The organism is Nonomuraea sp. NPDC049637 (assembly GCF_040675235.1).
GTDB lineage: Bacteria > Actinomycetota > Actinomycetes > Streptosporangiales > Streptosporangiaceae > Nonomuraea.
In genome coordinates, this window is record NZ_JBFAOM010000055.1 from 1 (window position 1) to 19,544 (window position 19,544).

At 70.3% G+C, this 19,544-nt stretch carries 14 protein-coding genes and 1 pseudogene; 2 read left to right on the top strand and 13 right to left on the bottom strand.

The annotated features are described in order from the left end of the window. The 7 genes and pseudogenes from AB0J71_RS43135 to AB0J71_RS43165 form a co-directional block, all read right to left on the bottom strand. A partial coding sequence (locus tag AB0J71_RS43135; RefSeq protein ID WP_364419949.1) for an amino acid adenylation domain-containing protein occupies nt 1-2,970 on the bottom strand: 2,970 nt, incomplete at its 3' end. A 7-nt stretch (nt 2,971-2,977) separates the two neighbouring features. Next, the gene (locus AB0J71_RS43140) at nt 2,978-3,184 is read right to left on the bottom strand and encodes an MbtH family NRPS accessory protein (protein WP_352326996.1); all 207 of its coding nucleotides are present in this window, start codon (nt 3,182-3,184) and stop codon (nt 2,978-2,980) included. Between the two features lie 58 nt (nt 3,185-3,242). Then, nucleotides 3,243-4,160 (bottom strand): TIGR03560 family F420-dependent LLM class oxidoreductase, encoded by a 918-nt coding sequence (locus AB0J71_RS43145; RefSeq protein WP_364419951.1) that lies wholly within the window; start codon nt 4,158-4,160, stop codon nt 3,243-3,245. 2 nt (nt 4,161-4,162) lie between these two features. Next, nucleotides 4,163-5,494: a condensation domain-containing protein gene (locus AB0J71_RS43150; RefSeq protein ID WP_364419953.1), complete on the bottom strand. Its 1,332-nt coding sequence runs from the start codon at nt 5,492-5,494 to the stop codon at nt 4,163-4,165. A 16-nt stretch (nt 5,495-5,510) separates the two neighbouring features. After that, on the bottom strand, nt 5,511-6,704 hold the full coding sequence (locus AB0J71_RS43155; protein WP_352326994.1) for a cytochrome P450: 1,194 nt from the start codon (nt 6,702-6,704) through the stop codon (nt 5,511-5,513). Between the two features lie 348 nt (nt 6,705-7,052). After that, nucleotides 7,053-8,249: a DGQHR domain-containing protein gene (locus AB0J71_RS43160; RefSeq protein WP_364419956.1), complete on the bottom strand. Its 1,197-nt coding sequence runs from the start codon at nt 8,247-8,249 to the stop codon at nt 7,053-7,055. A 780-nt stretch (nt 8,250-9,029) separates the two neighbouring features. Then, nucleotides 9,030-9,128: pseudogene (locus AB0J71_RS43165) on the bottom strand (IS5/IS1182 family transposase); the annotation flags it as partial. 342 nt (nt 9,129-9,470) lie between these two features. Between AB0J71_RS43165 and AB0J71_RS43170 the strand changes: the two are divergent. Beyond that, the gene (locus AB0J71_RS43170; protein ID WP_364419958.1) at nt 9,471-11,321 is read left to right on the top strand and encodes an ABC transporter ATP-binding protein; all 1,851 of its coding nucleotides are present in this window, start codon (nt 9,471-9,473) and stop codon (nt 11,319-11,321) included. Further along, nucleotides 11,318-13,111, top strand: a complete 1,794-nt coding sequence (locus tag AB0J71_RS43175; protein ID WP_364389412.1) for an ABC transporter ATP-binding protein — start codon at nt 11,318-11,320, stop codon at nt 13,109-13,111. The genes AB0J71_RS43170 and AB0J71_RS43175 overlap by 4 nt, the downstream gene beginning before the upstream one ends. On the opposite strand, the gene AB0J71_RS43180 is transcribed toward AB0J71_RS43175, so the two are convergent. Genes AB0J71_RS43180 through AB0J71_RS43205 form a run of 6 tightly spaced genes read right to left on the bottom strand, consistent with a single transcriptional unit; the run spans nt 13,105 to nt 19,535 of the window. Then, a complete protein-coding gene (locus AB0J71_RS43180) occupies nt 13,105-13,830 on the bottom strand; it encodes an alpha/beta fold hydrolase (protein ID WP_364389410.1) in 726 nt (241 codons plus the stop codon). The two genes, AB0J71_RS43175 and AB0J71_RS43180, sit on opposite strands and share 7 nt — an antisense overlap. Nucleotides 13,831-13,847: 17 nt before the next feature. Continuing rightward, nucleotides 13,848-14,612: an SDR family oxidoreductase gene (locus tag AB0J71_RS43185; RefSeq protein WP_364389408.1), complete on the bottom strand. Its 765-nt coding sequence runs from the start codon at nt 14,610-14,612 to the stop codon at nt 13,848-13,850. A 7-nt stretch (nt 14,613-14,619) separates the two neighbouring features. After that, nucleotides 14,620-15,855, bottom strand: a complete 1,236-nt coding sequence (locus tag AB0J71_RS43190; RefSeq protein WP_352330321.1) for an NAD(P)/FAD-dependent oxidoreductase — start codon at nt 15,853-15,855, stop codon at nt 14,620-14,622. After that, nucleotides 15,842-17,530 carry a prenyltransferase/squalene oxidase repeat-containing protein gene (locus AB0J71_RS43195; RefSeq protein WP_364419961.1) on the bottom strand — a complete coding sequence of 563 codons (1,689 nt, stop codon included), beginning with the start codon at nt 17,528-17,530 and terminating at the stop codon, nt 15,842-15,844. Before AB0J71_RS43195 ends, AB0J71_RS43190 begins: the two co-directional genes overlap by 14 nt. After that, the gene (locus AB0J71_RS43200) at nt 17,527-18,531 is read right to left on the bottom strand and encodes a UbiA family prenyltransferase (RefSeq protein ID WP_364389406.1); all 1,005 of its coding nucleotides are present in this window, start codon (nt 18,529-18,531) and stop codon (nt 17,527-17,529) included. The genes AB0J71_RS43195 and AB0J71_RS43200 overlap by 4 nt, the downstream gene beginning before the upstream one ends. Continuing rightward, a complete protein-coding gene (locus tag AB0J71_RS43205; RefSeq protein ID WP_352326371.1) occupies nt 18,531-19,535 on the bottom strand; it encodes a polyprenyl synthetase family protein in 1,005 nt (334 codons plus the stop codon). Before AB0J71_RS43205 ends, AB0J71_RS43200 begins: the two co-directional genes overlap by 1 nt. Between the last annotated feature and the right edge of the window lie 9 nt (nt 19,536-19,544).

A 19,544-nucleotide genomic window follows, 5' to 3' on the forward strand; every position in this document is an offset into this window, starting at 1 on the left:
GAACACCGACCGCAACACCTCATGCCGCCCGACCACCCACCGCAGCGCCCCCTCCAGCGCCACCACATCCAACGCACCCTCCAGCCGCAACGCCAGCGACACGTTGTAGAACGGATTACCCGGCACCAACCGATCCAGGAACCACAACCGCTGCTGCGCGAACGACGACACCAGCTCCCCGCCGCCACGCGGCACCGGAGCCAGCTGCGGCAACGCCGACCTCGGCTCCGGCAATGCCCGCCAGTCCACCTTGCCGTTGGCCGTCAGCGGCACCTCGCCCACCACCACGAACGCCGACGGCACCATGGGCTCGGGCAGCCGTTCACGTGCGTAGGTCCGAGCCGCGGCCGTGAGGTCCTGAGCCCTGGCTCGCACGCGCCGAGCGGCCAGGGGGTCGTTGGTGAGGGGGCGGTGTCGCAGGAGGTCGTCCTGCGGGAAGACGACGGAGCCCGCCTCCGCCGAGGGGACGAGGGCCACGTCGAAGTCGCCCGTGGCTGCTCCGCGCGACCAGCTGAGGTGCACTGAGCAGGGCAGCTCCGCCTCCAAGGCCCAGATGTCCTCGGGGTCGACCCCCTTCTGCACGCGACGCTCCAGGTCGTCGGCCGTGAGCGGGCCGGCGGCTCCGTCCAGGAGCAGCTGGAAGGCGTGAGCCGGCCGGTTGACGCGGGCGTTGGGGACGGACTTGATGCCGACCCCGGCCGGGTGGCTCTCCAGCAGCTCGCGGGCCGACTGCGGCGACAACCGGTCCGCGTTCCAGTCGAGCCAGGTGCCGATCTCACAGGTCTGGGTTTCTCCCACGTGGAGGATGACGTCATAGCGGAAGCGGGTGAGCTCGTCGTCCATGCGCCCGCGCTTGGGCAGGACCTCGCAGTGGGAGACGCGGCCGTGACGCCGCGCGAAGTCGGCGAAGTAGGCCGGGGCGACGGCCAGCTCGCGCTCTTCGCCGAGCGAACGGCGTACCGGGCCTTCGAGGTGCCGCAAGGGCGAGCTGTCCGAGGAGCGGGCCAGGGCGACGGCGAGGTGGTGCGCCCCGAGCAGCGGCAGGCTGCGTACGTCGCCGACGAACACCGTGCCCGATCCGGCCATCACGGCTATCGCGTCGTTCAGCACCTGCTCCAGGTAGTCCTGACCGGGGAAGTACTGGATGACCGAGTTGATGATCACGGTGTCGAAGCCGGTGCCCGCGACCTGGGCCGTCCGGAGGCCGTCGCAGGCGAACAGCGTGACATTGTCGACGCCTGCCTTCTCGAGCGCGGTGCCGAGTCCGGCAACCGTGGCGGGCGACAGGTCCGTTCCCACGTAACGCTCGCATCCAGGAGCGATGCGCCAGGTCAGCAGGCCCGTGCCGCAGCCGATCTCCAGGACGCGCGAGGGGGCCAGCCGCCCGATCCTGGCCACAGTGGCGTCCACCCAGGCGCGCATCTGGTCGTCGGAGAGGGGCAGTCCGTCGAAGCTGCTGGTCCGGCCCGCGAGGTTGAACCGCTCGTCGTCCGCGACCCACGTGGCGGTGTCGTCGAAGAATTTCTGCCACTGGCCGACTTGAGAGGCGGCCAGATCGTCGTCCTCCGCCGCGTCGGGCACCAGGTAGGCCACGACCCGCCGGCCGCCGGACGCGTCCGCGCGCACATCCACCACGGCCTGACGCACCCCGGGGCACTCCTGGACCACGGCCTGGATCTCGCCGGGTTCGATGCGGAACCCGCGGATCTTCACCTGGTCGTCGACCCGGCCCATGAACTCCAGATCACCGCTCGACCGCTGCCGTACGAGATCACCGGTGCGGTAGAGACGCGCCCCGGCCCGGAAAGGGTGCGGCACGAACGCCGCCGCGGTCAGGCCCGGCCGCCCCCGGTAGCCGCGGGCGATGACCGGCCCGCCGACGTACAGCTCGCCCACCGCGCCCGGTGCGACCGGCCTCATGGCTTCGTCGAGGACGTGGACGTCGGCGTTGCGGATCGGCACGCCGATGGGGACGGGCGTTCCGTCCGGGGGCGGGCCGAGGACCGCGTGGGCGCAGCAGCCCATGGCCTCCGTCGGCCCGTACTGGGTGAGGATCACGGCGTTGCGCCACCGCGGCACCTCGTCCGGCCAGCCGGGATCCTCATCGGCGAGCACGACCACGCGCGCCGCGTCGTCCGGGATTCCGCCCGTGAGCCGGTGGGTGATCGCGTCGAGCTTCGCCGGCGTGATCGTGAGGAGGCTCAGGTCGCGCTCGTCGTCGAGGAAGCGTGCGAGCCCGTCCGCTTCTCCGCCGTCCGGCACGAGCCTGAGCGTGTTCCCGGCGACGAGCGGGGCGAACAGGGCCGGGACCGTCCCGCTGGAGTCGATGGTCGAGTGCAGCGGCACGCCGCGGCCGCCTGTGAGGTCGACCCGATCGGCGAGCCAGGAGAAGTAGTTCACGAGCTGGCCGTGTGTCACCTCGACGCCCTTGGGACGGCCCGTGGTGTCGGAGGTGTAGATCACGCACGCGAGGTTGTCCCGGACGGCGGCACGCGGAAGGGCATCGCCGGGCTCGGCGGCGAGCTCCTGCTCGACGCGGTCCAGCCGCACGACCTCCGTCCCGGCCTGACCGAATCCGTCGACGTCACCGGTCGCCACGATCAGCCGGCAGCCGGCGTCCGCCAGCCTGAAGGCGGCGTGGTCCGCGGGCAGGTTCGGATCCATCGGCAGGAAGGCGCCCCCCGCCTTCATGACGCCCAGCAGGGCGACGATCAGCGACGCGCTCCTGGGGCCGCACACCCCCACAACCGTCTCCGGGCCGACCCCCCGGCCCCGCAGCCGGGCGGCCAGCCGGTCGGTCCGCGCGGCGAGCTCCGCGTACGTCACCTGCCGGCGTCCCTCGGCCAGCGCCACGGCCCCGGGCACGCGGGCGGTCTGAGCGTCGATGAGCTCGTGCAGGGTGAGCTGCAGGACGGGTGCCTGAACGCCGTTCCGGTCCAGGGGCGATCGGTCTGTGGCCTCGTCTCTCATGCCGTGATCAGCCAGCCTCGCCCGAGCGCATGGCCAAGCGCAGGCTGCGAGGTCTCATGTCGGTCCACACCTCGTCGATGTAGCTCAGGCAGTCCTCCTTGGTGCCGGACTTGCCGCAAAGGGCCCAGCCGGCCGGCGGGTCCTGCTCCGCCCACCAGATCGAATACTGATCCTCGTCGTTCTTCACCACAGTGAAGAGATCCGGATTCGCCATGGTATTTCCCCGTCTCCAAATGCTCCGCAGCTCGGACACGCGGTCTTCGCCGCGCCTTTTACTGGACGATTTCCCGGCGGCGTGCCGCGTTCTGCAGCAGGGGGGGCTCCGCACGGCCCTCGCCCCGTACCTGCCTGGCCACCTCGGCCAGCATGTCGTACTCTTTTTCGTCCGCCGGATTCGGTGCGCAGAGGATCGCCAGGTCGACGCCCGCCTCGGCCATGCGGCCCAGCCGCTCCACGTGCAGCGGGACGTCGTCGCCGCTCACCAGCCCCACGGTGGTCCGCACGATGTCGTCGTACGGCCTGCCCACCGCCTCGCAGTGCCGGCGCAGGACCGCCAGTTTCCGCTCCAGCCCGGCCAGATCATAAAGGTCGTAGAAATTACAGGCATCGGCGTTCTCCGCCACGATGCGCAGTGTCCTGCGCTCGCCCTCACCGCCGATGAGAATCGGTATCCGCCCGGTCGGGGGAGGCACGTTCAACGGCCGCTCCAGCGTGAAATACGTGCCGCGGAACGGCGTCGAATCACCGTCGAACATCTGGCGGGCGATCTGCACCGCCTCCGTCAGCTCGCCCAGCCGGTCACGCGCCGACGGGAACCGCAGGCCCAGCGCCTGGGTCTCCTCCTCGTACCAGCCCGCGCCCACGCCGAGCCAGGCACGCCCACCGGACAGGACGTCCAGCGTCGTCGCGAGCTTCGCCATCAAGGCGGGGTGCCGGTAGGGAGCCGCCGTCACCAGGGTTCCCAGCTGCACGTCCCTGGTGCGTCCGGCGATCCACGACAGGGTCGTGTACGCCTCGGGCATGGGCGCACCCGCCCCGCCGAAGAGGGGCACGTTGAAGAAGTGATCCGGCGTCCAGATGCTATGGAAATCCGCTCCCTCGGCCGCCTGGAGCAGATCGTCGAGCATGGACCGGCAGCCCTCCGGCTCCGCCGGCCAGGGAAGGCTCGCGAGATAGAGGCCGATGCGCATGCTCAGCCTTCCCCGCCCGACGACGCGATCGCGTCGGCCACCGTGCCGGTGGAGCCGCTCGGATCCGATGCCGCGATGGCCGCCAGCCCGGCGGTGACCCCGTCCAGGAACGTGGCCACGCCGTCCTTCTGGTAGCGCTCAGGGTTGCAGATGGAGCCGATGTTCACCTGCTCGCCCACTCTGACCTCGATCAGCAGCGGCATGACGTCGTTCCCGACGCTGTACGCCGACTGCGTCGGGACGGGTATGCGCGTGCCGAGGACCGGGTCGTCCCGCGACGGTCTCTCCGGGGACGCGAAGTAGTTCACCGTGAGCGCTCTGGCCAGCCGCATCATCGTCTCGAAGTCCATCGCACCCGTGCCGAGCAGGTGCCTGAACAGCCGCCCCAGGGTGAACGGCGCGGCGGAATACGTCACGCTGTCCAGCCAGCCCCGCGCCGCGTTCCTGATCAGCCGCTCCACCGGGAGGTCCCGGTCCAGGCCGAGCTTCACGAAGGAGGTCCGGGTGAAGCAGCCGACCAGTCTCATGGAGCCCGGCACGTCACGCCCCAGGTGCACGTTCTTGACCAGCATGTCCGTGACGCCGGATCTGGCCATCGCCGTGACGCCGATCGACGCGATCGCCAGTGCGGGCATCGGGACCCGGAGCTTCCTGCTCAGCTCGAGCAGCCGGGTGGTGGTCTCGGCGCTCACCGCCCTGGCGATGGTGGCCGCGACCGCCTCTTTCGCGCCGGTTCTGGCCAGCTCGGTGGGCAGCTCGTACGGTGAGCTGTCGAGCAGCAGGTCCGACCAGTAGCGGACCTGCGCGTCGGTGACCGTCTCACCGGCCTCGCACTCCAGCCCGACGTGGTCGGTGAACGAGATCCTCAGGCCGGGCAGCTCCGGCTGCACACCCGAGCACAGGGCGGCATAGGCCTGGGTGAGCTCGCTTATGAGCAGTTCGAGACCCCACCCGTCGATGGCCATGTGATCGATGTGGAGCGCGAAGGCCGTCCTGCCCGCCTCCTCGTCACGGAAGAACGCGCTGCGAACCGGCCCGTCCTTGTAGATGTCAGGGTGCTGCAACTGGAAGTCGGCCAGCGCCGTGTCGATCGACTCGACCACGTGCACCTCCGGCCGGGCCGGCTGCCCGGTGTCCCGGAACTCCTGCCGCAGCGATCCGTCGTCCTGCTTGAGCAACCGCATCCTGAGCGGCTCGTGCCGGGAGATCACAAGGTCGAGCGCGTCCGCGAGCCGTTCGGTGTCGATTCCGCCGGCGAGTTCGTAGGCGGTCATCATGGTCACTGGACCGATCGGGGCCAGTTCCTCCTGCGAGAGTGAAAGCGGCAGCGGCATGCCTACCTCGACTTCCTCACCAGGTGACCTCCAGAGAAGTCAGCCCATAGACAATATTCGTCGTGCGGAAACGTGCCTCGTCGTCCGTGGCGCGCAGGCCGGGAAAACGCTGCAGCAGCCTCGGCAGCGCCACCCTGAGCTCCAGCCGGGCCAGCGGCGCTCCGAGGCAGTGATGAATTCCGTGGCCGAAAGCGATGTGGCCCGCTTCGCCGCGCGAGAGGTCGAGCCGGTCGGGATCGTCGATCAGCGCCTTGTCGCGGTTGGCCGCAGGCAGCGAGCACATCACCAGGCTCCCGCTCGGGATGTGCTGTCCGGCGATCTCCACGTCCTCGGTGGTCCGGCGCGGTGCCGTGATGTGCACGACGGTGAGCCAGCGGAGCAGCTCCTCCACCGCGGCCTCCGTGAAGCGTGGCTGCTCCTGGAGAAGCTCGAGCTCGTCCCGGTGCCGCATCAGGGCGAGTGTGCCGAGGGCCAGCATGCTCGCCGTGCTCTCGTTGCCCGCGACCATCAGCAGGTGACCGAGACCCGCCAACTCCTCCCTCGACAGCCGCTCGCCGTTCTGCTGCCGGATCAGGGCCGGGAGCAGACCGTCACCGGGAGCCTGGCTCATCCGGTCCACACAGTCGAACATGTACGCGCGGATCGCCTGCTCGGCCGCCATGCGTTCGGCCGGCGCGACCGCGATGTCCAGCATCCTGTCCACCTGTTCCTGCAGGAACGTGCGATCCGTCACCGGTACGCCAAGAATCTCGCAGATCACCAATGCCGGGACCGACGTGGCGAAGGACCGGACGAGGTCGACCGGTGGGCCGCTGCGCGCCATCGCGTCCAGTTGCTCGTCCACGATCCGGCGTATCCGGGGCTCCATGCCCTTGATCCGCCCGGCCGTGAACGCCGGCCCCACCACCCTGCGCAGGCGCGTGTGCTCTGGCGGGTCGAACGCGAGAAGGTTGCCGGCCCGCAGGATCCGTCGCTGTTCCTCGTCGAGGGACGGCCCTGCCTGTCCTAGTTCTTCACCGCTCACGATGCGGAAACGTTTGTGGTCGCCCAGCACTTCGCGGACGTCCGTGAAACGGGTCACGAACCACATGGGCTCGATCCCCGGAATATTTACCGCCGAGATTCCGTCCGTGTCGCGAATGGCGACGAGCTCACGGCTCGGCCCGAATTCGGAGCGGCTGAAATGAACCCGTGGATCGTCTTTCCTCATGACAGGTCCGCACGCCCTCTCCAGTCGGTCCCGCACCGCTGTGCATTGGCAGAGTAGACGCCCCTATGCGCGGCTGTCCATAGTCGTGTTTTCCGCCGGAAAGCCCCGCAAAAATTCGGCCGCCGGGCCGAACAGAAGTCCGTCTGAAAAAAGACCCGGGAAAATTGGGCGCGCCCGGCCGGTCGCTGCACGATGCACGTCCCGCCTGTTTTCGCGGCACGCCGGAGCCCGCCCCGGTTCATCGTGTGAATTCGTGACCGAATACCTGGATCCGCCGTGGAGACGGACGCCACCGGAGCCGGGAGGCCATGCCTCAACCGGCTCCCGCGAGATCACCCAGGAGTGGGCTCAGCGAATGATGCCCTGCTGTTCAGGGGTCGGGAGCGCCGACCGGAGGAGCGACACCAACCGGCGCAGGCCGCCGTTGCCGCTGAAGGACGACGCCGCGGATCCGACCTTCCAGAATTCGACGCCGGCGACCCGCACCTGGAGAGAGTCGATCACCGCGTATCCGGAAAGATTCCGCAGCCACTCCATCACTTCGGCATGTTCCTGTACGTCGCCCAGTTTGCCGTCGCGGCTGCGGATCACCTCGATGACTTGTGGCAGCAGGGCATGGATCGCGTTTATTCCGACCCCTTTCTGGATGACATATTCGTCGGGATCGCCGTTGAAGGCCTCCGGCAGGACCTCCGCAATTCCACACCAATGGGAGTTCACCAGCAATGCCATTTCCGACGGATCGGCGCCGCGCAGGAGCGGGAACTCCAGCACCGGCCGCAACGACCGGACGAACTGCGACCGCCCGACAATCCGGCCGTCGCCTTTCCTTTTCCTGCGGTTGACCGGACGGAACCTTCCCTGCCAGGGGCCGTCGAGTTTCTCCAGTTCCGCCACGGCCTGGTCGCCGCGAATGAGCCAGTCCTTTCCTTTCTCCGCGAGAGCTCCGCGGAGTTCGGTGTCCTCGGCCGCGAGCGCGGCGAGCAGCGTCCACGCCAGATCGGTCTGGACGCTGACCGCATTGGTATTGAGCTCGTAGAATTCGCGCGCCTCGGCCTTCCAGCTGAGGCCCAGGGTTATCGCCACCGGGACGGGGAACGAGGCGAACTCGTCGGGCATCGCGGTGAGCAACTGGGTGAGGGCGGCCCGGCGGTGCTGGCCGTCGTACACCCAGAGCGGCACCTCGGAGCTGAGCTCCAGCGTGGCGGGGCCCGACCAGTTCCCCCGGTTCCTGCAGGCCTCCTCGTAGGCGGCCCGCTGGCCGCCGGCCGGCACGATACGCACCGGCGGGAGATCGCAGTCTCGTATGTTGAGCATGAGCGGGTTGGGCATCGTACCGCCGCGCAGATAGTACTCGGCCACCTTCGCGATACGAAACCTGGCCACGGACCGCTGATATCCCGTGCCGGAAACCGGATCGTGCGTGTCGACGCGGACCTGGCCGGCTATTATGCTGGCCGGCACATATCCGGTGAACATGAGAATTCCACGTTGAACGCAAAGCGCTCCGTGCAGGACGATGTCATCAGTTTTCCGGTCATTCACCTGGAGGACTCACTCATTCGCTACACCGCACCAGCCTACGAGTTGAATCGCATGCCCCGGATCAGCGTCGACAGCCCCACCCCGGACACACGCCGCCTGCTCAGCCTAATGTCACCCCGGACGAGTAGCCTGCAGACCTTGAAGGCATCGCTTCACCACGTTCCACCGAGGTCCGCACCAGGGCACAGTTCGAAATACTGCTAGGCAGAGTAGATCGCCATATCGGGCCTGTCAATGTCCTGGATGTTAAATAGCCGATATGGTGGACGCTTTAGTTGTGTTGCAGAGAGCGGTTCCGCCGACGCAGCAGACGGAAACCGATCCACTGCGATATGTGATCGATGATGTCATGTAGGTGTCGATTAGACTGCCGACCTCGATTCTCCGGCCCACCGGGGCGCGGGGGCGGCTCCGCGGCTGTCCGTAATACCCCCGAGGAGGTCGGAGCGGGCCGGATCAGGGCGCGGGTCCGGCGGGCCCGACGGAATCTGGGCCAGGCCAGGGCAGGCGGGAGAGCGCCGAGCTGCGCGAGAACTGGCGTACTTGAGAAGCAGCCCTGGATTCAGGCGGCCTGGGCAGCACGGCGCTTCTGAAGTACGGCGACGGCCTCACCACCCTCGCCTCCTTGACACGCCTTGCCGGCCAGGGTGGGCTCCCGGCCCGTTCCGGCACGCGTGGGACGCCCCGGATGCGGACGGCGCTCCCGACGTCCGCACGACCGGACCGTCCGGCGAGGCGATGCCCCGGACGTTCATCCCGTCTACGCGGCGCTTGCCGGAGGACACACCGCCACGCGGTCGCCGCGGACACGCCGAGACCGGCTCCCAGTTCGATGATCGTCTCGCCCTTGCGCAGGTGGACCGGCACCAGCAGGGCCTGCCGGCCAGGGCTGAGCAGCAGCCGGCCCGACCACAGGCGCCGCTGCTCACGGTGCGCAACCACCGGCGGAAGCCGGAACCGCGCCATCCGCCTAAATCACGAAGAGCCGCTTTCCGACGAGTTTTCCTGGCGCCGCCACGACGAAATACAGCTGAGCTCACGGAGCACGCCGTTTTGCGAGATCGCCACTGTGACCTGCGAATATGGGGGCACGAGGGAGCCGTAGCATTCCTCGTGAGAAATTCAGAACACCTGCGCCGGCCACTCATTGGTGCCGTAGACTGCCGAACCCGGACTCAGTATTCTCTCGACATCCCCCTGATTACCTCGGAAGGAGTCGTCGTGACTTTTGCGGCACGCGATACGCTGCTGCGATTCTTCCCCGCTGTGGCGCCGCGCTGGCGGCTGGTACGTCTCATGCTTCGGCTGAGCCCTGGCCTCGCTTTAGGGTGCGCCGCGCTGATACTGCTCAGCGCGGCGTTGCCGATGAGCGTCATCATTGTCGTGGGGCTGGCGCTCGAACGCGTTCCCTCGACGGTCGGCGGTGGTTTCGGCAGTGCGGCGGGCCGTGAGCTGCTCTGGGCGCTGGTCGCTCTCGGTCTTCTCTACGTCGGCCAATATCTGACGGAGGTCGCCAGAGAAGCGACCGCGCAACTCGTCTCCGACCGCGCCAACGACGCGGTACGCCGGCGGCTGATGTTCATCGTGGACAAGCCCGCCGGCATCGCTCACTTCGAGGACGAAAAAGTCGCCGGCCTCATCACCACGGCCCGCGGCGCCGTCAGCGGCTTCACGGCCGGGACCGCGGCCAGCGGGCTGGTGAAGATCTGGAGCAGCGCCGCCGCCGCCGTCGGCGCGGGGCTGCTGTTCTTCACTCTCAACTGGTGGCTGCCGATCGTGGTGATCGTGGCGTGCGCGCTGGCCGCCAGGGGGAACCGGGCGGAGTACGTCCGCAGCGTGCAGGTCATGGCCGAGCGCGATCAGATCCTGCGGCGTGCGGCCTACCTGAGCGATCTGCTGATGCTGCCCGAGGCGGGGAAGGAGGTCCGGGTCTTCGGCCTGCTCGACTGGCTCGTTGCACGGATGACCTCCGAATGGCGTACGGCCATCACGCCGGTCTGGGCGACGCGCCGCAAGGACGCCCGCTCAGCGGTCTGGACGAACCTGCTGCTGCTGGCCGCGAACCTGATCGCCATGGTGGTGATCGCCCGTTCGCTGATCGAGGGCTCGCTCGGTTTCGGCGCGGCCATCATCCTGCTCATGGCACTTCTGGCGGTGAACGAGCTCGCCACTCCCAGCCCGGACCTCCTGAGCGTGGAGTACGGCACCGCCTGCCTGCCCGCGCTCGACGAGCTCGAACGCAGGCTCTCCGCTGACGCGCCCCGGCAGAGCGGCGGCGAGGACGAGCCGCTCACGGCCCGCACGATCCGCTTCGACGGCGTCGGCTTCCGCTATCCCGGCTCGGAGAAACAGGTGTTCGACGGGCTGGACCTGGAGATCGAGACCGGTCGCTCGCTGGCGATCGTCGGTGTCAACGGGGCCGGCAAGACCACCCTGATCAAGCTCCTCACTCGCCTCTACGCGCCGACCGAGGGCCGGATCACCATCGGCGGCGAGGACCTCGCGGAGGTTCCCGCCGGGCAGTGGCGCCGCAGCATCTCGGCGATCTTCCAGGACTTCGTCCGCTACCCGCTGCCGGCCAGGGACAACATCGCACTGGGCGACCTGGGCAAGGAGACGGACGACGAAGCCGTGTCCAGGGCCGTCTCGCGGGCCGGCGCCGAGGACATCATCGCGGCGCTGCCCGCCGGCCTCGACACGCCGCTCTCCCGTGCGTTCACCGGAGGTCAGGACCTGTCCGGAGGTCAATGGCAGCGCATCGCGCTCGCCAGGGCGTTCCACGCCGTGGAGCGGGGCGCCAACATCCTCGTGCTCGACGAGCCGGCCGCGAACCTCGACGCGCGGGGTGAGGCGGAGCTCTACGAGCGGTTCCTGGAGATAACCCGCGGCCTCACCACGATCATCATCTCGCACCGCTTCTCCAGCGTGCGACGTGCCGATCGCATCGTGGTCATGAACGACGGACGGATAGTGGAGCAGGGCACCCACGAGGAGCTCCTGGACCTGGACGGGGAGTACGCCGAGATGTTCCGGCTCCAGGCCGAGCGGTACGCCAGCGAGGTGGAGTCATGAGCGCACTGCGTGAGCGCCTCAGGGGCATGGTCGCCATGATGCGGCTCGGCTACGAGGCGGACCGGATGCTGATGGTCACCGTGTACGCGCTGACCGCCCTCGGCACTCTGGCGCTGGTCGGCTCCCTGTACTGCTTCAAGCTGCTGGCCGACGCCGTGCTCGCCGGCGACAGCGGCGCGGCCTACCGCGCCGCGGCGATCTTCGCCGTCGCCGTGGCGGTCAACGGGCTGTGCCAGTCGGTGGCGCTGGGCCAGCGGACGACGCTGGCCGACAAGACCAACCTGCTGGTCGACCGGCGGATCATGGAGATCACCTCCGGCGTGCCCGGTCTCGAGCACTACGAGCGCCCGGCGCACGCCGACGAGATCGCGCTGCTGCGGCAGCTCCGCTCGCAGCTCTCCCTCGTGGTGGACTACACGCTCGTCACCCTGGCCGTCGTGCTGCGCGTCGTCGTGACGACGGCCATCCTCACCGTGATCTATCCGGTGTTCATCCTGCTGCCGCTGTTCGCGGTGCCGTCCATCTGGATGACCGCGCGGGCGCAGCGCGCCTCCTTCGCGGCGATCATGAGCACCGCGGAGAAGGGACGGCTGGCCGACGCGATCTTCAACGTGGCCATCTCTCCCGGCTCGGCGAAGGAGCTGCGGGTCTTCGGATTCGGCGAGGAACTCGCCCGTCGCGAGCGCGAGATCCGGAGCGACATGGCCCGCGTCCGCCGCCGGGCGGCGCTGCGCGCCTCGGCCCTGAACGTCGTCGGCTGGCTGGCCTTCGCCGTCGCCTTCCTCGGCGCGGTCGTGATCGTCATCTTGCTGGCGATCGAGGGACGTGCGACGGTGGGCAACGTCTTCCTGACGCTGCTGCTCGCGGCGCAGCTCAACAGCCAGGTCAGCATGCTGGTCACGTCGGTCAAGGGGCTGATGGGGTTCGCCACCACGACGGACAAGTACCTGTGGCTGCGCGAGATGGCCGAGCAGTGGAAGAGCCGCAGCGGCCACGGGCCGGTTCCCGAGCGGCTCACCGACGGGATCGCGCTGGACGACGTCACCTTCCGCTACCCCGGCACCGACGTCGACGTGCTCAAGAACGTGAGCCTGCACATCCCCGCGGGGTCGATCGTGGCCCTGGTCGGTGACAACGGCGCCGGGAAGTCCACGCTGGTCAAGCTGCTGTCCCGGTTCTACGAGCCGCAGCAGGGGCGGATCACCGTGGACGGCGAGCCGCTGGACGGGCTCGACCTCCAGCAGTGGCGGTCGCGGCTGTCGGCGGGCTTCCAGGACTTCGTGCGCTTCGAGTTCGTGCTGAGGGAGAGCGTCGGCCTCGGCAACCTGGAGCGCATCGACGACGAGGCCGCGCTCGCCGCCGCGCTCGACCAGGGCGGCGCCACCGAGCTGGTCGCCTCGTTGCCCGACGGCGCCGAGACCGAGCTCGGCGGGAGCTTCAGCGGAGGCAGGGAGCTCTCCGGCGGTCAATGGCAGCGCCTGGCGCTCAGCCGCGCGATGATGCCTGACTCGCCGCTGCTCGTCATGTTCGACGAGCCCGCCTCGGGGCTGGACCCGCACGCGGAGGCGGAGCTGTTCGACCGCTACGCGACGGTGGCCAGGCAGGCGGGCGCCAGGAACGGGGCCATCACGCTGTACGTCTCGCACCGCCTCTCGACCGTGCGGATGGCGGATCTGATCGTCGTCGTCTCCGGCGGGCAGATCGTGGAGTCGGGCAGCCACCAGGAACTGATGCGACGCGGCGGCGCCTACGCCGAGGCGTACAGCGCGCAGGCGCAGGCCTATCAGTAGGTGTGCTCACGCAGCCTGGCGTCGATGCCGGCGAGCATCCGCCGCTCCTCGGCGTGCAGGAAGAAGTGGCCACCGGGCACGGGTTCCAGCGTGAACCTCCCGGTGGTCCGCTCCTGCCACGGCTCCATCGTCGCCCTGGCGACCGACGGATCAGCCTCGCCGTAGAAGGCGTGCAGCGGGCACGCCAGCGGCGGCCCGGGCCGGTGCACGTAGCTCGCGGCCACCGCGAAGTCGGCTCGGATGGCCGGCAGCATCAGTCTCAGCAGGTCGGTCTGGGAGCTCGCCGCGGGCAGCAGCCGGAAGGCACGCAGGTAGTCGATGAACTCCGCGTCGGAGAGCGACTCCACCGGCTCCGCCGAGAACAGGTGCGGCGCGCGCGTGGCGGAGACGAAGAGCTGGACGGGGGACGTCGTCCGGGCCAGCTCGAACGCGAGCAGCCCGCCCAGGCTGTGCCCGAACAGTGCCAGCGGCCGGTCCCGGAGCGCGGCCAGCTCGGCGGCGAGCACGTGGAGCACCTTGTCGAAGTCACGCAGCGGCGTCTCCTTGAAGCGGGTCTCCCGGCCGGGCAGCCGGACCACGGCCACCTCCACGCCGGGCAACGACGCCGGCCAGGCGCGGAACGCCCCGGCGCCGCCTCCGGCGTACGGGACGCACACGAGCCGAAGCGGCGCGTCCGGCCGGCGGGCGGGGAACCAGAACCACGGGCTCACCTGCGTCATCTCACCCATTCCCCTCGTCAGGTGCGCCGGCGTCGCACGTGCCTGCCCAGCACGCGTGCGACGCCTCGCGGCGCGAGATCCAGAACTGTCATGAGCGCTCTGTACCGCCGCCCGGGCACCGAGACGACCTTGCCCCGCCGCAGGTCCGCCAGCCCCTCCTCGACCACGCGTGCGGCCGTGAGCCACAGGAACGCGGGCCCGGCCGCACGCACGCCGGCCCGCTGGTGGAGCTCGGTGCGCGTCCAGCCCGGGCACAGCGCCATCACGCGGACGCCGCGACCGCGCGTCTCGGCCGCCAGCCCTTCGGAGAACGAAGTGACCCAGCTCTTGCTCGCCGAGTAGGTCGTCTCGTAGCCGGGGATGAAGGCGGCCATGCTGGAGACGTTGACGACGTCCCCGCGCCCGCGGGCGAGCATCCCGCCGAGCGCGGCGTGGGTAAGGCGAAGCACGGCGGTGACGTTCACGTCGAGCTGGTGCTGCAGCAGGTCCATCGGGGCCGCGTCGAAGCCGTCGGCGACGCCCAGGCCGGCGTTGTTCACCAGCATGTCGACCGGCTCGGCCGAGAGCCGCTCCGCGACGAGCGCGCGTCCGGCCGGCGTGGACAGGTCGGCGGGCAGCGGGTGCGCCGTCACGCCGTGTCGTCCGGCCAGCTCCGCCGCGCTCGTACGGAGGCGGCCGGTGTCCCGTGCGACCAGGACGAGGTCGTATCCCTGCCCGGCCAGCGTCCGGGCGAACTGGGCGCCGATCCCCGAGGTCCCTCCGGTGACGAGTGCGACAGGCATGCCTGGATCACCCGCGCGTGAGCCCGAGGGCGGACCGGATGGCCCAGCCGGTGAACAGGTCGGAGGTGAACCCGGCCATGCCCGCGACGATCCGGCGGCGGAGCACGTCGTTGCCGCTGTTGCGGCTCAGCAGCAGCGGGCGGGCCAGCCGTACGGTGGCGGAGGTGCTGGTGAAGAGCAGGGCCAGCGTGTGGCTGAGCCGGCTGACGTAGCCGAGGACGGGCCGCCGCGCCGCCTCGTACCGGCCGATCGCCTCGTCCACGGCGGTGGCGCTGAGGTCCCGCACCGCCTCCAGCTCTCCCGCCAGGCACCAGGCGTCGCCGATGGCGGCGTTCATGCCCTGCCCGACCATGGGGTGCACACCGTGCGCGGCGTCGCCGAGCAGCGCCAGCCCCGGCACCTGCCACGTGGGCGCCACGAAACGCCAGGCCGGCAGCACCTGGACGCTGTCCAGCCCGGCGCGCAGCGGCCCGGCCACCCGCCGCAGCGCCGGGACCTCCCGCAGCAGGTCGTCGGCCCAGGCCCCGAGATGGCGGCGGCCGATGGAGCGGAAGCGGCCGGCCGGTATCTGGACGTAGAGTCGCGCCCGGCCGCCGGGCATCTGGAAGAGCACCCGCAGCCCGCCGGGCGTGAGGTACATGGCCATGTCCTCCCCCAGCTCGGGCGCGTCGGGCAGGTCGAGGCCGACGAGCTGGTGCGGGTAGCGCCGGATCCGCGGCTCGATCCCGGCGGCGTTGCGCAACCGGGACTCCCGGCCGTCGCAGGCCACGGTGAGGGTGGCCGCCACCTCGGTGACGCGGCCGGCGGTCCCCAGGTACGCCCCGGCGACGCGGCCGTGCCGGTCGCGCCGCAGCTCCCGCACCGAGGCGCCCTGCCAGTAGTCGACGGTGGACCCGAGCCGGCCGCCGAGCACGTCCCTGAAGTCCTTGTAGTAGTGCAGCAGGCCGTAGTCGTAGGGCTTGTCCAGCAGCCTGAAGTCGAGGTCGATGAGCTCGTCGCCGCGCGGGGTGTGGCAGCTCAGGCGGCGGACCGTCCTGGCGCCCCGCTCGGCCAGCGGCTCGACGAGCCCGGCGGCCTCCAGGATCTGCACCGTCCTCGGCTGCACCAGCTCGCCCTTGTGCGCGCTGCGCGGCCTCGACTGCTTGTCGGCCAGCAGGACCCGGTGTCCTTGCCGCCCGAGGAAGTGGGCCAGGGTCAGCCCGCCGGCGCCCGCGCCGCAGATCAGGACGTCATAGTCCGGCATGGACGGCCTTTCCCGGGCCGGGCGGGGCCGTGGCCTGCCGGTATCGGGCGAGCGCCTGCAATGCGTAGCCCGCGGCGAGCAGATCGCAGGAGTACTTCAGGTCCAGGAAGTACATGCCGAGGATCGTGGGCTGCCACAGCCCGTCCGGGCGCTGGTGCGACACCAGCCAGGCGACGCCGTCCTGCACGGCGGGCTCGCTCGCCGGGCCCGAGCCGAGCAGCCCGAGCAGCGCCCAGGCGGTGTCCTCGGCCGTCGAGGCGCCGAACTCGTCCTGGCCCCATCCGCCGTCGGGGTTCTGGTTGGCCAGCAGCCAGTCCCGGCAGCGCCGGGCCGTCGGGTCGTCGGCGAGCCCCAGCCCGGCCAGTGCGTCCAGCACGTTCCCGGTCCCGGCGACCAGGCCGCGGTACCAGGGCGTGGTGAACGAACCGTCCTCTCGCTGGTTGCGGCGGAACCAGGCCAGGGCCCTGGCGATCGGCCGGTCGGCCGCCGTCAGGCCGCCCGACTCGCGCAGCGCGGTCACCGCGTGCGCGCTCATCACCGAGCAGGCGCCGTCCAGGGCGATGGGGTTGTTCCTGCAGAAGCAGCTCCACGAGCCGTTCCTGCTCTGCATGGCGACCAGCCAGTCCACGCCCGCGCGTACCTGCCCGTCGGTACGCGGGTCGCCGAAGCGGGCGAGCGCGATGAGCGCGTCCGCGGTGTCGTCGGTGTTCGGCCAGCCGCAGCGCCACGACCATCCCCAGCCTCCGGGCGGGCACCCCGTGGCGGAGAAGCGGGTGTGGCGCTGGCAGTCGCGGATCCACTCCCGGGTGGCGGCGAGCCGCTCGTCGGAGGCGTACCCGGTGTCCTGGAGGCCGTGGGTGACGAACGTGGTGGCGCACAGCTCCAGGTCCCGGTTGACCGGCCAGGAGCCGTCGGGCCGGACGGTCCTGTGCAGGTAGGCGATGCAGCGCTCGACGATGTCGCGCCGCAGCCCCGCCCTGGCGAGCGCGAGGCAGGCCAGCGCCACCATGAACGGCGACTCCTGGTAGCCGCCGTCCTCGCCCTCGAACTGCTCGAGCTCGTCGAGGTAGGCGAAGATCGGCCGCTCGCAGACCCGGTTGACGGCTCTGCGCAGCGGGTTCCACGGGCGGGTGTGTGCCTGCATCATGCCCCACAGCAGCAGCCAGGGAACGGTGAAGGAGACCTTCTGCCGGAACATCCGGGGGAGGAAGATGATCTCCAACGGCAGGCGCATGATCTTCCGCTCGTCGTACAGCCCGCCCAGGCTGAGGAACTGCTGGCACATGAGGAAGATCTTGCAGATGTCCCGGTCCGCGACCGCCTCCATGCCGCCGAAGCCCTCGATGCGCTCCAGCCCCCGCCGGATGTGCTCGGCGGAGCCCTCGGGGTCGATCAGGGAGAGCGCGCCCGTCGCCATCGGGGTGACGTTGAAGGTGGACGGCGCCTTCGCGGCGTCTCCCCATCCGCCGTCGTCGCTCTGCGCCGCCCGCAACCACGCCGCACCCGCCCGGATCAGCGATGCGGAGCCGACGGGGTCGGCGAAGTGCAGGGCGACGATGGCCGAGGCCGTGGCGATCGGGGCCGAGGGCAGGTGGTCCTGCCAGGAGCCGTTCACGCGCTGCCGGTCGAACAGGGCATCGACGGCCAGCTCGACGCTCCGCCGCACGTCAGTCATGCGTTCATCCCTTCCTTTTCCCCTCCGGGGGCGACCTGGGCGAACTCGTACCGGGCCCGCATGATGCGCTGGGTGAGCCAGGTCAGGACGAGGACCGCGACCAGCAGCGGCAGGGCCAGGCCGGCTCCCCTTCCGAGTGCCAGCAAGGCGGCGGCGAGCACCAGCCGCTCCAGGACGAAGAACTCGTGCGCGCGCAGCGCGGTCCGCGGGGACAGCGGGCGCGGCGCCCGCAGGATCGAGACGAGCGCCGAAGCTCCCAGCGCGGCGGCGATCCCGAGCAGGATCCAGTACCAGCCGGCCGGGCGCGGCTGCGGGACCAGCGCGGGAACGGCGGCGGCCAGCGCCAGCACGGCGGCGTAGAGGACGGCCGCCCAGGTCAGCGCCACCGTCACGCCATGCCGCACGGGGACGGTCCCGTACCCGCCCTCCCTGTCGCCGTCCAGGTCGCGCAGCGTCCCCACCAGGTTCGAGCTCGCGTCGTGGAGCCAGAACAGGGCGGCGACGGGCAGCAGGTACGGCGGCGGCAGCGTGGCCGTCGCCATGGTGCCGAACAGGAACGCGAATGCGGTCAGGCCACCCCGCACCAGGTTGCCGGACAGCCCGCGCGCCTTGAACCACGTGCTGTAGAGGATGCCCGCGACCAGGGCCAGGCCGACGAGGCCGAGCGTGCGCCAGTTGAGCAGCAGCGCGCCCACCGCTCCTGCCGCGCAGCAGATCACCATCATGGCCAGCGCGGTGCGCGCGGGCAGCCGGCCGGACGGGATCGGCCGGTGTGGCTTGGCGATCGCGTCGAGCTTCCTGTCGAAGTAATCGCCGCCGTACAGGCCGGCCAACCAGCCCAGCGTCGGCACCCCCCACGCGCCCAGGAGCTGCCACGGCGACGGCGACGGCGACGCCAGGGCGCCGGCCGCCAGGCCGACGAGGCCGACGTAGGTCAGCCCGTAGGGGCGCCAGGTCTCGGCATGCGCGACCAGCGCGACTCTTAACCCGCCGCTCGGCATCAGCGCACTCGCTCGACCGCGTCGTCGGCGAGCTGCCCGAGCCGGTCGCGGCTCGGCGTGTCCGGCAGGAGCAGCAGCTCGTCCTTCGCCGAGGTGATGTGCTCCAGGGCGACCTTCCGGCAGATGTCGAGGACGCCGGTACGTTCGACGGCCTTGGTGGCGGCGGCCAGCGCCTCCTGATCTCCCAGCTCGCCGGAGAACGCGTCGTCGAGCAGCCGGACGGCGACGGGGTCCGCGCTCTCGTAGACGAGGATGAGCGGCAGCGTCAGCCGCCGGTTCCGGACGTCGCTGGCCGGGTGCTTCCCGGTCACCGACCCGTCGTCGGTGAACGCGAACAGGTCGTCGATGATCTGGAACGCCACACCCAGGCCCGTCCCGTAACCGCCCATCGACCGCACCGACGCCTCCAGCCCGCCGCCGAGCACCACGCCGCACTGGCAGGCGCTGCGGAACAGGGCGGCGGACTTGAGGTCCACCATGCGCAGGTAGCGGTCGCGATCGCGGATCGAGTTCTTGGTGATCTCGCTCTCCAGGTGTTGGCCGCGGCACATGTCCAAGCCCGCCGTCGCGGCGATCTCCAGGGCCCTGACGACCCGCTCGGCCGGTGCCCCGGCGCGCCGGCACTCGGCCAGGCAGAGGAAGAGATGGAAGATCAGGGCGTCGCCCGCGACGATCGCGTCCTCGATGCCGTACCTGGAGAACACGGATGGGCGGCCGCGGCGCAACTCGTCGCAGTCGATGATGTCGTCGTGGATCAGGCTTGCCGTGTGGCCGTACTCGCTGCCGACGGCGGCCGGCAGGACATGCGCGATCGTGCCTCCCACGGCGAGCGCCGACTCGACCATGAGCATCGGACGGAAGAGCTTGCCTGCGGGCATGAGGGCGTAGCGGCAGATGGCGTCAAGGCTGTCACCTCCGTCCGACCAGCGGTGGCCTAGCTCACTGATGATGTTGCCGGTTGGCTGAGTTCCGTTGACGTGCTTCGTGTGCACCGTACCGACCACCCTGGAGTT